Genomic DNA, 14249 nt, shown 5'->3' with positions numbered 1-14249 from the left:
GACGGCCCGAAAGCCCAATCGGCACCCGTCCGGCGGTCGCCGCGAACGGTTCGCGCCATCTTGCGGACGCTCGCGCCACCGCCCCGCGAACGCTTCCCGCGCCGTCTCGCACGCGCTTCCGCGATCGTCTTACGGGCGCTACAGGAGCGGTACCAGAAAGCGCCGCAGAGCCTCCTCGTACGCCTTGGGGTCCGCGTTCCACATGGCCGCGTGCGGGGCCCGCCGCACCGTGTGAAGGGTGACCAGGTCGCGTCTGCGGTCGGCGAATTCGCGCGAGACGTGCCAGGGCGCGAGGGTGTCGTCGGGGCCGTGGGCGACGAGCGTGGGCACCGACAACCGCTCGGGATCGGCCACCTCCGGAAGCACGCTGTCATGGAGCCCGGTGCGCCCCTCGGCGGCCCGCAGGGCGAGCGGGAGCAGCGGCGCGGGGATGCCGCGGGCCGCGGCGAGGGCGCGCAGGGTGGCCTGCCAGTCGAGCACCGGGGAGTCCAGGACGAGGCCGAGGACGCGGTGGCGCAGCGCGGAGTTCGCGGCGGCGTGAAGGGCCATCGTGGCGCCGACGGACCAGCCGTGGAGCACGATCCCGGTCGCCCCGTACCCCACCGCGTAGCGGAGGGCCGCGTCCAGGTCGCGCCATTCGGTGTCGCCCAGGTGGGATATGCCGTCCTTGGGCCGGGGGGCGCCGGGGTCCCCGCGGTAGGCGAGGTCGAGCACCGGCACCCGCAGCCGCCGCAGGAAGGGCATGACGACCATAGGGTGCTCACGGGTGGTGCCGAGGCCATGGGTGGTGATCACCCATGTGGAGCGTTCGCCGGGGACGAACCAGGCGGGCAGCGGGCCGAGTTCGCCGGGCACGTCGACGTCGGCGTGCTCGATGCCGAGCGCGTCCCGGGGATTGCCGATGTACACCTGGGGGGTCAGCCGCACCCGGGTGCCGGGGGTGAGGTCGCCGTGGGTGACCCGCTCCAGGCGGCGCACCACGCAGTCGGCGGGGTGCGGGGCGTCCTCGATGACGGGGCCGACGACGGCGTGGCAGGAGCGGCCGGCGAGGCCGTAGACGCCGGGGCGCAGCGAGGCGAGCGAGCGGGTCAGGGTGATCTGGCCGGCCGCGGTCGCGTGCACGGTGAGCGGGGGCTCGTTCGGCAGCGGACGGTCGGGGGCCGGTTTCAGCGCAGCGTCGGTGGCGTACCGGCCGGCCGCCACCGCGGCCACGCCGGCACCCAGCAAGGTGGTGGCGGCCGCGGCCGCCGTTGTCCGCAGGCGCATCCCTCCCAGTGTCGGTGGGAAGGCGGCCCGCGGCCAGCGGGCGTACCCGGCCGGGTGACCGTCCGGCCGGGACCCGGGGGCGTGCGGTGCGCCGGGCGCGCGCCCGGCGGGCTCAGCCCGGCTGGCCGTAGCCGCTGAGCTTGTCCGCGGCGCGGCGCAGCTCGTCCCGCGGGATCAGGGTGGGGGTGCGGCCGGGGACGGAGGCCGCGGTGAGCCAGACCCGGCACATCCATTCGAGCTGGGCGGTGCGGTCAAACGCCTGGTCCAGGGTGGCGCCGTGGACGACGGTGCCGTGGTTGCGCAGCAGACAGCCGCTGCGGTCGCGCAGCGCCTCGATCATGGCGTCGGCCAGTTCGTCCGTTCCGTAGAGGGCGTAGGGCGCGACGCGGACCGGTCCGCCGAGGGCCGCGGTCATGTAGTGGATCGCGGGGAGCTCGTCGACGAGCGTGGATACGGCCGTGGCGTGGACGGCGTGGGTATGGACCACGGCCTCGGCGTCGGTCTCCCGGTAGACGGCCAGGTGCATGGGCAGCTCGCTGGTGGGCTTGAGCGTGCCGAGGACCTGTTGTCCGTCGAGGTCGACGGCGACGGCGTCCCGCGGGCCGAGCCGGTCGTAGGGGACGCCGCTCGGGGTCACCAGGACGGTGTCGCCGACCCGGGCCGAGACATTGCCCGAGGTGCCGACGACCAGGCCGTCGGCGGTGGTTCTGCGGGCCGTTCTCACCACCTGCGTCCATGCCTGGCGCAGGGGGTGGGTCAGCCGCGGCTGCGGCTGCCGCGTGGATCGCGACTGGGTCACCTGCCCTCACCTCCGGGGCCCGATCCTTCCAGGCGTCCGGCGGCCGGGCGATGGCGGGACCGGAACGGGGGCGCGGCGCACGTCCACGGGCGCGGCGCACGTCCACGGGCGCGGGCTCATGGATACGACCGCGCCTCGTGGGCAGCCGCGCCCGGACGGGTGAACGGGGGTGAACGGCGGACGGCCGGGGGGCCGGTCCCGGAGCCTGCTCCGGCGATCCTCGTCCGAGGCTCAACCCCCGTACGACATAGGAAAGTAGGCTTGAATTCATCAAGCTTTGGCACTCCCGCAACCACGTCACCCTGACGCCCTGCTCAGTTCATCTCCCGTTCACCCTGTTTCCTTACGTTCACCGTGCCACTAACGACCTTCGAACTGATTGACCGGGTGTATGGAACACATCACGCTTCTCATCGGGATCGTGATCGTCACGGCCTTGGTGTTCGACTTCACGAACGGCTTCCACGACACGGCTAACGCCATGGCCACCACCATCTCCACGGGAGCACTCGGTCCCAGGGTGGCGGTGGCGATGTCGGCCGTCCTCAATCTCGTCGGCGCGTTCCTGTCCGTGGAGGTGGCCAAGACCATCTCCGGCGGGATCATCGACGAGGACTCCGGTATCCGACCAGAGGTGATCTTCGCGGGTCTGGTCGGCGCGATCCTGTGGAATCTGGTGACCTGGCTCGCCGGACTCCCCTCCAGCTCCTCGCACGCCCTGTTCGGCGGCCTGATCGGCGCCACCGTGGTCTCCGTCGGCCTGGACGGGGTCAACGGCGACGCGATCGTCATGAAGGTCCTGATCCCCGCCGTCGCCGCGCCGGTCGTGGCCGGCATCGCCACGGTGGCCGCCACCCGGCTCACCTACCGGCTCGGCCGCGGCCGCTCTTCGGAGGACACCGCGAAGGGCTACCGCGCGGGGCAGATCGCCTCGGCCGCCCTGGTCTCCCTGGCCCACGGCACCAACGACGCCCAGAAGACGATGGGCGTGATCACCCTGGCGCTGGTCACCGGAGGCGTGGTGGCGCCCGACTCCGACCCGCCGCTGTGGGTCATCGTCTCGGCGGGCCTGGCCATCGCGCTCGGCACCTACCTGGGCGGCTGGCGCATCATCCGCACCATGGGCAAGGGCATCACCGACATCCAGCCGCCGCAGGGCTTCGCCGCCCAGACCGGCGCCGCGACCGTCATCCTCGCCTCCTCCCACATCGGCTTCGCGCTCTCCACCACCCAGGTCTGCTCCGGCGCCGTCATGGGTGCCGGTGTCGGCCGTAAGGGCGCCGTGGTGCGCTGGTCGACCGCGGGCCGCATGGTGGTCGCCTGGGTGCTGACCCTCCCGGCCGCGGGCCTGGTGGCGGGCGGCGCCGCGCTGCTGGCCGACCAGGGGAACGCGGGGATCACGGCGGTGGCCGTGCTCGCCGTCCTGGCCTGCGGGGCGATCTGGGCGCTGTCGCGCCGCAAGCCCGTGGACCACACCAACGTCAACGAGGTCGGCGCACCCGAGCCGGTGGGCGCCGTCACGGCCGCCCTGCGGTCCGTGGCCCCGCCGCCCGCGGGTGCGAGGCCCTCCGCCCCCGAGAGCGCGGCCGAGGCCGCCCCCGAGAGCGGCATCGCCGAGCACACGCCCGAGCAGACCCCCACCCCCGCCGCCGCGAGCAGCACCACCCGCTAAGGAGCCACGGAACATGAGCATCGACTGGGCGGCACTCGGCCAGGTCTTCGGCGTCAGCCTCGTGGTGACGGTCGGCATGGTGGGCGTCTTCACCCTGGGCATCCTCGGGACGTCCCGTAAGGCGGCGCCGGAGCAGGGCGGCGCAGCCGCCATGTCCGGTGGCGCGGTCGGCGCCTCGGCGCTCGCCCGCACCGGCGCGTACACCTGCTTCGCGCTGTGCGCCGCGGCCGTGGCGTACGGCATCTATCTGATCGTCGCCTGAGGCGCGCGTCCTCAACGACCCACCGGCCGCCGGATGGTGGCGCTGACCAGCGCCGACCGTCCGGCGGCCGTCTCATGAGCGGCCGCCGTCTGTGGGGCTCGGCACACTCGGGCGTCATGGGTCATATGCGAGTTGACGGCCATTCGCGGCCCATGGTGGACTTCCCGAGCCAAACGGCGGCAGGAGAGGAAGCCGGTGAGAATCCGGCGCGGTCCCGCCACTGTCACCGGGGAGCACTCTCCCATCGCCTGTATGGGGTCACGGCTCGACCGTACGGTTCGCTTCGTACGCGGGGCTGGAAGACCGGGAGGGGCGCGGATCCGGGAGCCAGGAGACTTTCACCGCCGGTCAGTCGAGCCAGGGCGCGGACCCTGAGTGAGGACATACCGCCATGCCCGGCACCGCCACGCCGCCAGCCCCCTCTGTCCCCACTGGCTCTTCCGGTCCCTTCGGGCCCTCTGGCCCCTTTGGTTACGTGTCGTCGCGCCGAGGCGTGACGGCGGCCTGAGGGATGCGTGCCGATCACGCCTCGTTCGCGTGCGGTGCGGCCCTCGGCTTCCTCGGTGATCTCGCCACGGGCGATCCGCGCCGCGGCCATCCGGTCGCCGCGTTCGGGCGCGCCGCCGCGGCCGCCGAGCGCCGGCTGTGGCGTGACCACCGCGGTTACGGGGCCCTGCACACCGCGTTGTGCGCGGGCGGCGCGGCCGCCGGTGCCGCGCTGCTGACCCGCGCCGTACGGGCCCTCGGCGGGCGCGGTGGCGCCGAGGTCGCGCTGACCGCCGCCGCCACCTGGGCCGTGCTGGGCGGTACGACGCTGGGCCGTGAGGCACGAGCCGTCGGCGGGGCCCTGGCCGCGGGTGACCTGGAGGTCGCCCGGGAGCGGCTGCCGCATCTGTGCGGCCGCGATCCGCAGGCGCTGGACGGGCCGCAGATCGCCCGCGCGGTCGTCGAATCGGTCGCCGAGAACACCTCCGACGCCGTCGTGGGCGCGCTGGTGTGGGGCGCCGTGGGCGGCGTGCCGGGGCTCATCGGCTTCCGCGCCGTCAACACCCTGGACGCCATGGTGGGCCACAAGTCGCCGCGCTACCGCCGGTTCGGCTGGGCGGCGGCCCGGCTGGACGATGTGGCCGGCTGGCCCGGTGCCCGCCTTACGGCGGCCCTGGCGACCCTCGCGGGCCCCGATCCGCGGGGTGCGCGGCGCGCCTGGCGGCGCGACGGCCGGCGCCATCCGAGCCCCAACGCGGGCCCCGTGGAGGCGTCGTTCGCGGGCGCGCTCGGGGTACGGCTGGGCGGCACCCTCACCTACGGCGGCCGGGTCGAACACCGGCCGGTGCTCAACTCCGGCGGGCGGCCGGTGGAGTCGGCCGACATCGAGCGGGCGATACGGCTGTCGCGGCGCGTCGGCGTCCTGGCGCTCGGGGTGTCCGTGGCGACCCGGCCGGTTCTGAGGGTGTTGACGGGGCGGCCCGGGGCCTTGGGAAGGGGCGGTGGATGAGCGGGATACGCGGTAAGGGCGGCACGGAGGGTTCCGTGGCGCGGGGCGGGGGGCTGCTCGTCGCGGGCACGACCTCCGACGCGGGCAAGAGCGTCGTGACGGCCGGGATCTGCCGGTGGCTCGCCCGTAAGGGCGTCAGCGTGGCCCCCTTCAAGGCGCAGAACATGTCGCTCAACTCCTTCGTCACCCGCGAGGGGGCGGAGATCGGGCGGGCGCAGGCCATGCAGGCCGCCGCCGCGCGCGTCGAGCCGAGCGCGCTGATGAACCCGGTCCTGCTGAAGCCGGGCGGCGACCGCAGCAGCCAAGTGGTGCTGCTGGGCAAGCCGGTGGGCGAGCTGAGCGCGCGCGGCTACTTCGGGCGCTCGGGGCCCGTGGCGGGCCCGCCGTCGAGCGCGGCCGGGCCGCCGCGGCCCTCGGGGCGGGAGGCGCTGCTGGGGACCGTCACGGAGTGCCTGGAGGAGCTGCGGCGCACCCATGACGCGGTGATCTGCGAGGGCGCGGGCAGCCCGGCCGAGATCAATCTGCGCCGCACCGACATCGTCAACATGGGGCTGGCGCGCGCCGCCGGGCTTCCGGTCGTGGTGGTCGGGGACATCGACCGCGGTGGCGTCTTCGCGTCCTTCTTCGGCACCACCGCGCTGCTGTCGGCGGCGGACCAACGGCATGTGGCCGCCTATCTGGTGAACAAGTTCCGCGGCGATGTGAGCCTTCTGGAGCCCGGTCTGGACATGCTGCGCGACCTCACCGGGCGCCCGACCGTCGGTGTGCTCCCGTTCGCCCACGGGCTGGGGATCGACGAGGAGGACGGGCTGCGGGTGTCGCTGCGCGGCACGGTGCGGGAGAGCGTCGTGGCGCCCCCTCACGGCGCGGACGTCCTGCGGATCGCGGTGGCCGCCGTGCCGCTGATGTCCAACTTCACGGACGTGGACGCGCTGGCGGCCGAACCGGGCGTGGTGGTGCGGTTCGTGGACCGGCCCGAGGAGCTGGCCGACGCCGATCTGGTGGTGCTGCCGGGCACCCGGGGCACCGTAAGGGCGCTGGAGTGGCTGCGCGAGCGCGGGCTCGCCGACGCGATCGCCCGGCGGGCCGCCCAGGGCCGTCCGGTGCTGGGTATCTGCGGCGGCTTCCAGGTGCTCGGGGAGCGCATCGAGGACGAGGTCGAGTCGAAGGCCGGGACGGTCGCCGGGCTCGGGCTGCTGCCGGTGCGGGTGCGGTTCGCGGCGGAGAAGACCCTGGCCCGGCCGGTGGGCGAGGCGCTCGGTGAGCGGGTCGAGGGATACGAGATCCACCACGGGGTCGCCGAGCCGCTCGACGGGGCCGAGGAGCCCTTCCTGGACGGCTGCCGGGTGGGCTCGGTGTGGGGCACCCACTGGCACGGCTCGCTGGAGAGCGACGGCTTCCGGCGGGCGTTCCTGCGCCGGGTGGCCGCCGCGGCGGGCCGGGCGTTCGTACCGGCGCCGGACACCCGCTTCGGCGAGCTGCGCGAGGAGCAACTCGACCGCCTCGGCGACCTGATCGAGGAACACGCCGACACCGACGCACTGCTGCGGCTCATCGAGAAGGGCGTCCCGGAGGGGCTGCCGTTCGTCCCTCCGGGGGCGCCAGGGGAAACGTCGTGACGCACCCCGACACCCACACCGACACCGGACCGCGACGCCCACGCACACCAGGAGGTACCGCCGCGTGACCACCACCTACCCCTTCAGCGCGATCGTCGGCATGGACGGTCTGCGGCTCGCCCTGCTCCTCAACGCCGTCTCACCCGCCGTGGGCGGCGTCCTGGTGCGCGGGGAGAAGGGCACGGCCAAGAGCACCGCCGTAAGAGCGATCGCGGCGCTGCTGCCGCCGGTCGACGTGGTGGCCGGGTGCCGGTTCTCCTGCGATCCGGCCGCCCCCGACCCGTCCTGCCCGGACGGGCCGCATGAGCCGGACACCGGCGAGGCGCGCCCCGCGCGGATGGTCGAACTGCCCGTGGGCGCCTCGGAGGACCGCCTGGTCGGCGCCCTCGACATCGAGCGGGCGCTGTCGGACGGGGTGAAGGCGTTCGAGCCCGGGCTGCTCGCGGACGCCCACCGCGGGGTGCTCTACGTCGACGAGGTCAACCTGCTCCACGACCACCTGATCGACCTGCTGCTCGACGCGGCCGCCATGGGCGCCTCCTATGTGGAGCGCGAGGGGGTGTCCGTACGGCATGCGGCGCGCTTCCTGCTGGTGGGCACCATGAACCCGGAGGAGGGCGAGCTGCGGCCGCAGTTGCTGGACCGCTTCGGTCTCACAGTGGAGGTCGCGGCCTCCCGGGACACCGATGAGCGGGTCGAGGTGGTGCGGCGGCGGCTGGCGTACGACGAGGACCCCGAGGGGTTCGCGGCGCGCTGGGCGGCGGACGAGGACGCCCTGCGGGAGCGCATCGCGGCGGCGCGCGCCCTGCTGCCGCGGGTGGGGCTGGGCGATCGCGCGCTGCGGCAGATCGCGGCGGTGTGTGCCGGGTTCGAGGTGGACGGGATGCGCGCGGACATCGTGACGGCCCGTACGGCGACCGCGCTGGCCGCCTGGGCCGGGCGCACCGACGTGCGGACCGAGGACGTCCGGGGGGCGGCGCTGCTGTCGCTCCCCCACCGCCGGCGGCGGGCCCCGTTCGACGCGCCGGGGCTCGACGAGGACAAACTCGACGAGATCCTGCGGCAGTTCGAGGAGGACGAGCCGGAGCCGGATCCGGACCAGGGCCCGGAGGGCCCCGACAGCCCGGACGACGGGCCGGACGGCCCGGGCGGCGGCGAGAACCCCGGCGGCGGGCCCCAGGAGGACGCGGGCGACGGGGCCGGGGAGCAGGCACCACCCGCCGCGCCCGAGCCGTCCGTCCCCGACCAGCGCACGGGTGAGCACGAGACGGCCGACCGCGAGACCGGCTCCGCCAGGGCCGATGGCGACGGCGGAGCGGGGGAAGCGGACGAAGGTCCTGGCGGAGCCGGCGGTGAGCGGGCGGCCGTCGGCGCCGCCGAACCGTTCCGGACCCGGCGGCTCGACGTCCCCGGTCTGGGCGAGGGCGCGGCCGGGCGCCGGTCGCGCGCCCGCAGCGCGCACGGCCGCACCACCGGGGCGCGCCGCCCGCGGGGGACGCTCTCCGCGCTGCATCTGACGGCGACGGTCCGGGCGGCCGCCCCGCATCAGCATGCGCGCGGGCGGCGCGGTCCCGGGCTCCTGGTGCGCCGGGACGATCTGCGCGAGGCGGTGCGCGAGGGCCGGGAGGGCAATCTCGTGCTGTTCGTGGTGGACGCGTCGGGCTCGATGGCCGCGCGGACGCGGATGAGCGCGATCAAGGGCGCGGTGCTGTCGCTGCTGCTCGACGCCTACCAGCGGCGGGACAAGGTCGGGCTGATCACCTTCCGGGGCGCGGACGCCGAGCTGGCGCTGCCGCCCACCTCGTCGGTGGACGCGGCGGCCGTGCGGCTGGAGCGGCTGCCGACGGGCGGCCGCACACCGCTGGCGGCCGGGCTGTTGAAGGCGCGGGAGGTGCTGCGGGTGGAGCGGCTGCGGGATCCCGCACGCCGTCCGCTGCTGGTCGTGGTGACCGACGGGCGGGCCACGGAGGCGCGGCGGTCCGGCGGGCCCACACCGGTCGAGCGGGCCGGGCGCGCGGCGCGGATGCTCGCGGGCGACGGGGTCGCCTCGGTGGTGGTGGACTGCGAGTCGGGGCCGGTGCGGCTGGGGCTGGCGGGCGCGCTCGCCCGCGAACTGCGGGCCACCCCGGTGACGCTCGACGAGCTGCGCGCGGACAGCGTGACCGCGCTGGTGCGCGATGTACGAACCGTATCGAACCCATCGAACCCTCGGAGGGCCGCCTGATGCCGCAAGGACAACCGACCGTCGTCCCGGACGACGGGCTGACCACCCGCCAGCGCCGCAACCGTCCGCTCGTGTTCGTCCACACAGGTCAGGGCAAGGGCAAGTCGACCGCGGCGTTCGGGCTGGCGCTGCGGGCATGGAACCAAAACTGGCCGGTCGGTGTATTCCAATTTGTAAAGTCCGCGAAATGGCGGGTCGGTGAGGAGCGTGCGCTGCGCGTCCTCGGCGACTCGGGCGAAGGGGGGACCGTCGCATGGCACAAGATGGGCGAGGGCTGGTCGTGGGTCCAGCGCGACATGGCTTCCAGCGAGGAGGCCGCACGCGAGGGCTGGGAGCAGGTCAAGCGCGATCTCGCGGCGGAGACATACCGGCTCTATGTGCTGGACGAATTCGCGTATCCGATGCACTGGGGCTGGGTGGACCCCGACGAGGTGGTGTCGGTGCTGCGGGACCGGCCCGGGACGCAGCACGTCGTCATCACGGGGCGTAACGCACCGGCGCAGCTGGTGGACTTCGCCGACCTGGTCACCGACATGTCCAAGGTCAAGCATCCGATGGACACCGGCCAGAAGGGCCAGCGAGGCATCGAGTGGTGAGTGTCCCGCGTCTGGTGATCGCGGCGCCCGCCTCGGGCAGCGGGAAGACGACGGTCACCGCGGGGCTCATGGCCGCCTTCGCGGAGCGCGGTCTGGACGTGTCCCCGCACAAGGTCGGCCCGGACTACATCGACCCTGGCTATCACGCGCTCGCGATCTCCTCGGCCGCCTCCTCGGCCGGGCGGTCCCCGGCCCAGGGCGCGCGCCCGGGCCGGAATCTGGACGCCTATCTGTGCGGTCCGCAGCGGATCGCCCCGCTGTTCCTGCATGGGGCGGCGGGCTGCGATCTGGCCCTGGTCGAAGGGGTGATGGGCCTGTTCGACGGGGCGGCCGGGCAGGGCGAGCTGGCCTCGACGGCGCATGTGGCCAAGCTGCTGCGGGCGCCGGTGGTGCTGGTGGTGGACGCGTCGTCGCAGTCGCGGTCGGTGGCCGCGCTGGTGCATGGCTTCGCCTCCTGGGACCCCGAGGTGCGGGTCGCCGGGGTGATCCTCAACAAGGTGGGTTCGGACCGTCACGAGGCGATGCTGCGCGAGGCGCTGGAGGGGTGCGGAGTGCCGGTGTTCGGCGCGCTGCGCCGGACGCGGGAGGTGCGGGCGCCGAGCCGCCATCTGGGTCTGGTGCCGGTGGCCGAGCGCCGGGCGGAGGCGGTGCATTCGGCGGCCGCGCTGGCGGCGCGGGTGCGGGAGGGCTGCGATCTCGAGGGGCTGCTGGCGCTGGCGCGCAGCGCACCGCCCCTGGCCGAGCCGGCCTGGGATCCGGAGGAGGAGATGCGCCGGGCGGTGGAGGCCGCCCCCGCTGCCGGGGGCCGGGGAGACCGCGCGGCGCGGCCGGTGGTCGCCGTGGCGGGCGGGGCCGCGTTCACCTTCTCGTACGCGGAGCACACCGAGCTGCTCACGGCGGCCGGGGCGCGGGTCGTCCCCTTCGACCCACTACGGGACGAGCGCCTCCCGGAGGGCACCGGCGGTCTGGTGATCGGCGGCGGGTTCCCGGAGGTATACGCCCCCGAGCTGTCCGCGAACGAGCCGCTCCGGAAAGCCGTCGCCGAGCTCGCCGCGTCCGGCGCGCCCATCGCCGCCGAATGTGCCGGACTGCTGTATCTGGCGCGCTCGCTGGACGGGGAGCCGATGTGCGGGGTGCTGGCCGCCGAGGCACGGATGTCGGAACGTCTGACGCTGGGCTACCGTGAGGCCGTGGCCATCTCCGACACCGCACTCGCCGCGGCGGGGACGCGGGTGCGCGGCCATGAGTTCCACCGCACGACCATCGTGCCCGGAGCGGGGGCGGAGCCCGCCTGGGGGCTCGTCCACCCGGAGCGTCGTACCGAAGGGTTCGCACAGGGAAATGTGCATGCCTCCTATCTGCATGTGCACTGGGCCTCGGTCCCAGGCGCAGCGGCCCGGTTCGCCGACAGATGTGTGTCCCCTGCCGGTTGAGCCGAGGCGGTGAGCTGACGTGGAGGTCATCGACCGGGGCACGGTGTGTCCCCTGCCCGGGGCACCGCTTGTCGTCGGGGTCGGGGCCGGCCGCGGCGTATCCGTCGGCGAGGTGATCGGGCTCGTCGAGACGGTCCTGGCGGAGGCCGGCCTTTCACCAGGCGGCGTGGCCGAGTTGGCGACCGTGGAGGCCAAGGCCGGGGAGGCCGGACTGCTGACGGCGGCCGAGCGGCTGGGGGTGCCGCTGTGCGGATACCCGGCGGCGGCGCTGGCCGCGGTGGAGGTGCCGAACCCGTCCGCGGCGCCGCTCGCGGCCGTGGGCACGGCCGGGGTCGCCGAGGCGGCCGCGCTGCTGGCCGCCGGACCCGGCGGCGAACTGCTCGTCGCCAAGCGGAAGTCCGCGCCGCACGGCCGCCCCGCAATGGCCACCTGCGCCGTCGCTCGCCGCCCGGCTGCGGTCAAATCCGGGCAGGAGGGGCAGCGAAGACCTGCCGTCGACCGTCCCGACGCAGGTCAGTAACGTCTCGGGGCGGAACAGCCCGCCGCCCCCTGCTGACCGTGATACCCGCACCACCTGCACCAAGGAGACCTCGTGACGACCCCGCCCGCCCTGCTCCTCGCAGGCATCGGCACGCGAGACGAAGGGCATGCCACCGCCTTTCACGCATTCGTAAGGGAGTTGGCCGCACGCCACCCGGATCTGCCCGTGGCGGGTGGCCTCACCGGATCGGGCAGCCACCCGCTGTCCGATGCGGTCACCCGGCTCGTCGGCGATGGGGTGAGCCGCTTCGCGGTCGTCCCGCTGACGCTGATCCCGGCGGCTCCCCCGAGAGACGGCATAGCGGCCGCGCTGGCGCAGGAGGCGGAGCGGCATGCCGACGCCTCGTTCGCCTCCGCCCGGCCGCTCGGCCCGCACCGCACGCTGCTGAGCGTGCTGGAGCGGCGGCTCGACGAGGCGCTGGGCAACCGGCCCCGGCTGCCGTCGGACCGCGCGGAGACCACCGTGCTGCTGGTGGGCGACGGTTCGCCGCTCCCCGAGGCCAATGCCGAGGTGCACCGCGCCGCCCGGCTGCTGTGGGAGGGCCGTGGCTTCGCCGGCGTCGAGGTGGCCTTCTCCTCGCTCGCCGCACCGGATGTGGCCTCGGGCCTGGACCGCTGCGCCAAGCTGGGGGCCAGTCGGGTCGTGGTGCTGCCGTACTTCCTGTTCGCCGGTGAGACCCTGGAGCGGGTGCGGCAGCAGGCGGAGGGCTGGGGGCTCGCCCACCCCGAGGTCGAGGTGGTCTCCGCCGATGTCATCGGCCCGGCAAAGGAGTTGGCCGACCTCGTCATGGAGCGCTACGAGGAAGTGGCCGACACCGCCGGGCGCGCCGGGTTCGGCGATGAGGCCCACGCCTTCGCGCACCCCGACACCCACGCCGATGTCCACTGATCCATCGGCGGGCCTGCCCACGAGCGGGTCCGCCGCCCCGGCCGCCGACGTCGTCGGCGCCGGGTTCGATCTGCGGCATCACGGGGACGCGGAGGTGCGGGGTGCCGATGCCGACCTGACGGACCTCGCGGTCAATGTCCGGGCCGGTACGCCTCCGGACTGGCTCAAGGCCCGCATCGCCGCCTCGCTCGACGGGCTGGCCGCCTATCCGGACGGGCGGGCGGCGCGGGAGGCGGTCGCCGTGCGCCATGGGCTTCCGGCCGGCCGGGTGCTGCTGACGGCGGGTGCCGCGGAGGCGTTCGTCCTGCTCGCCCGTGCCATCCCGGCTCAGCGGCCGGTGGTGGTGCATCCGCAGTTCACCGAACCGGAGGCGGCGCTGCGGGACGCGGGGCACACCGTGGAGCGGGTGATCCTCGATGAGCGGAACGGCTTCCGGCTGGCCCCGGACGCGGTGCCGGAGGACGCTGATCTGGTGGTGATCGGCAACCCCACCAACCCCACCTCCGTGCTGCACCCCGCCGATGCCCTGGCCGGTCTCGCCCGGCCGGGGCGGACGCTGGTGGTGGACGAGGCGTTCATGGACGCCGTCCCGGGCGAGCGCGAGTCGCTGGCGGACCGCGCCGATGTGCCCGGGCTCGTGGTGCTGCGCAGCCTCACCAAGACCTGGGGTCTGGCGGGGCTGCGGATCGGTTATGTGCTGGCGGAGCCGGACACCGTCACGGCGCTGGAGCGGGTCCAGCCGCTGTGGCCGGTGTCCAGCCCGGCCCTGACGGCGGCCGAGGCGTGCTGCGCCCCGCCCGCCCTCGCCGAGGCCGCGCGGGCCGCCGACCGTACGGCCGCCGACCGGGCCCATCTGGCCGACCGGCTGGCCGAGTTGGCGGAGGTGCGGGTGTGCGGCCCGGCGGCCGGACCCTTTCTGCTGATCCAGCTGCCGGGCGCGGCGGCGATCCGCACCCGGCTGCGCGAGCTGGGCTTCGCCGTCCGCCGCGGTGACACGTTTCCGGGCCTCGGCCCGGACTGGCTCCGGATCGCCGTCCGCGACCGCGCCACGACGGACCGCTTCGTGATCGCTTTGACGAAGGCCATCGCCGAATCGGCCGCCTGAGCGCGCCTGACCGCGAGGCCAGACCGCGCACCGCGTGGGAGCGGCGCGCGGTCACATACGGCTTGCGCGGGCCCTGGCCCGAGCCCGGGCGCGGTTCCAGCGCTCGCGCCCGATGCCGCGCCCCGGCCCAACGCCTGAGTCCTGGGCCCGATGCCGGGCCCCGGCCCGGCGCCCGCGGCCGGACCCGACGGCACGCCCCGGCCCAACACCCGCGGCCGTGCCCAACACCCGCGGCCCGGCCCCAAGACCGCGCCCCGGGCACCCGCCCCAGGCCCAGCGCCCGAGCCGTTGGGCACGGCACGGGCACCGGACCCAACGGGCCAGGCCAGGTCAAGCAGCAGGCGTCAGG

At 74.9% G+C, this 14249-nt stretch carries 11 protein-coding genes, 1 pseudogene and 1 riboswitch; of the genes and pseudogenes, 10 read left to right on the top strand and 2 right to left on the bottom strand.

Annotation, left to right across the window (positions count from 1 at the left end; genetic code table 11):
- Positions 1-138 precede the first annotated feature (138 nt).
- Positions 139-1266, bottom strand: coding sequence for an alpha/beta hydrolase (locus J8403_RS32545; protein ID WP_211126279.1), 1128 nt, complete (start codon positions 1264-1266; stop codon positions 139-141).
- A gap of 112 nt (positions 1267-1378) precedes the next feature.
- Positions 1379-2065: a class II aldolase/adducin family protein gene (locus J8403_RS32540; RefSeq protein WP_211126278.1), complete on the bottom strand. Its 687-nt coding sequence runs from the start codon at positions 2063-2065 to the stop codon at positions 1379-1381.
- A 391-nt stretch (positions 2066-2456) separates the two neighbouring features.
- On the opposite strand from J8403_RS32540, the gene J8403_RS32535 reads away from it, so the two are divergent.
- The 10 genes and pseudogenes from J8403_RS32535 to cobC all read left to right on the top strand — a co-directional run bounded on the left by J8403_RS32535 (position 2457) and on the right by cobC (position 13900).
- Positions 2457-3737: an inorganic phosphate transporter gene (locus J8403_RS32535; protein WP_211126277.1), complete on the top strand. Its 1281-nt coding sequence runs from the start codon at positions 2457-2459 to the stop codon at positions 3735-3737.
- A 13-nt stretch (positions 3738-3750) separates the two neighbouring features.
- Positions 3751-3999, top strand: a complete 249-nt coding sequence (locus tag J8403_RS32530; RefSeq protein WP_211126276.1) for a hypothetical protein — start codon at positions 3751-3753, stop codon at positions 3997-3999.
- Positions 4000-4138: 139 nt separating this feature from the next.
- A riboswitch (cobalamin riboswitch) is annotated at positions 4139-4356 on the top strand.
- A 154-nt stretch (positions 4357-4510) separates the two neighbouring features.
- Entirely contained in the window at positions 4511-5494 is a 984-nt protein-coding gene (locus tag J8403_RS32525) for a cobalamin biosynthesis protein (protein WP_211126275.1), read from the top strand.
- Positions 5491-7113, top strand: coding sequence for a cobyric acid synthase (locus J8403_RS32520; protein ID WP_211126274.1), 1623 nt, complete (start codon positions 5491-5493; stop codon positions 7111-7113). Before J8403_RS32525 ends, J8403_RS32520 begins: the two co-directional genes overlap by 4 nt.
- A gap of 64 nt (positions 7114-7177) precedes the next feature.
- Positions 7178-9337 carry a putative cobaltochelatase gene (locus tag J8403_RS32515; protein WP_211126273.1) on the top strand — a complete coding sequence of 720 codons (2160 nt, stop codon included), beginning with the start codon at positions 7178-7180 and terminating at the stop codon, positions 9335-9337.
- Positions 9337-9933, top strand: a complete 597-nt coding sequence (gene cobO / locus J8403_RS32510) for a cob(I)yrinic acid a,c-diamide adenosyltransferase (RefSeq protein ID WP_014059794.1) — start codon at positions 9337-9339, stop codon at positions 9931-9933. Before J8403_RS32515 ends, cobO begins: the two co-directional genes overlap by 1 nt.
- Positions 9927-11366, top strand: coding sequence for a cobyrinic acid a,c-diamide synthase CobB (locus J8403_RS32505; protein ID WP_211126272.1), 1440 nt, complete (start codon positions 9927-9929; stop codon positions 11364-11366). Before cobO ends, J8403_RS32505 begins: the two co-directional genes overlap by 7 nt.
- A gap of 67 nt (positions 11367-11433) precedes the next feature.
- Positions 11434-11814 (top strand): annotated as a pseudogene (locus J8403_RS32500) (cobalamin biosynthesis protein); the annotation flags it as partial.
- Between the two features lie 144 nt (positions 11815-11958).
- Complete coding sequence (locus J8403_RS32495; protein WP_211126270.1) at positions 11959-12795, top strand: sirohydrochlorin chelatase; 837 nt, start codon at positions 11959-11961, stop codon at positions 12793-12795.
- Entirely contained in the window at positions 12785-13900 is a 1116-nt protein-coding gene (cobC, locus tag J8403_RS32490) for an Rv2231c family histidinol phosphate aminotransferase CobC (RefSeq protein WP_246586091.1), read from the top strand. Before J8403_RS32495 ends, cobC begins: the two co-directional genes overlap by 11 nt.
- Positions 13901-14249 lie beyond the last annotated feature (349 nt).

The sequence above is a fragment of the Streptomyces yatensis genome (assembly GCF_018069625.1).
Taxonomy (GTDB): Bacteria; Actinomycetota; Actinomycetes; order Streptomycetales; family Streptomycetaceae; genus Streptomyces; species Streptomyces yatensis.
The sequence above is the reverse complement of the archived record's forward strand: the minus strand, read 5'-3'. Positions and strand labels throughout refer to the sequence as shown.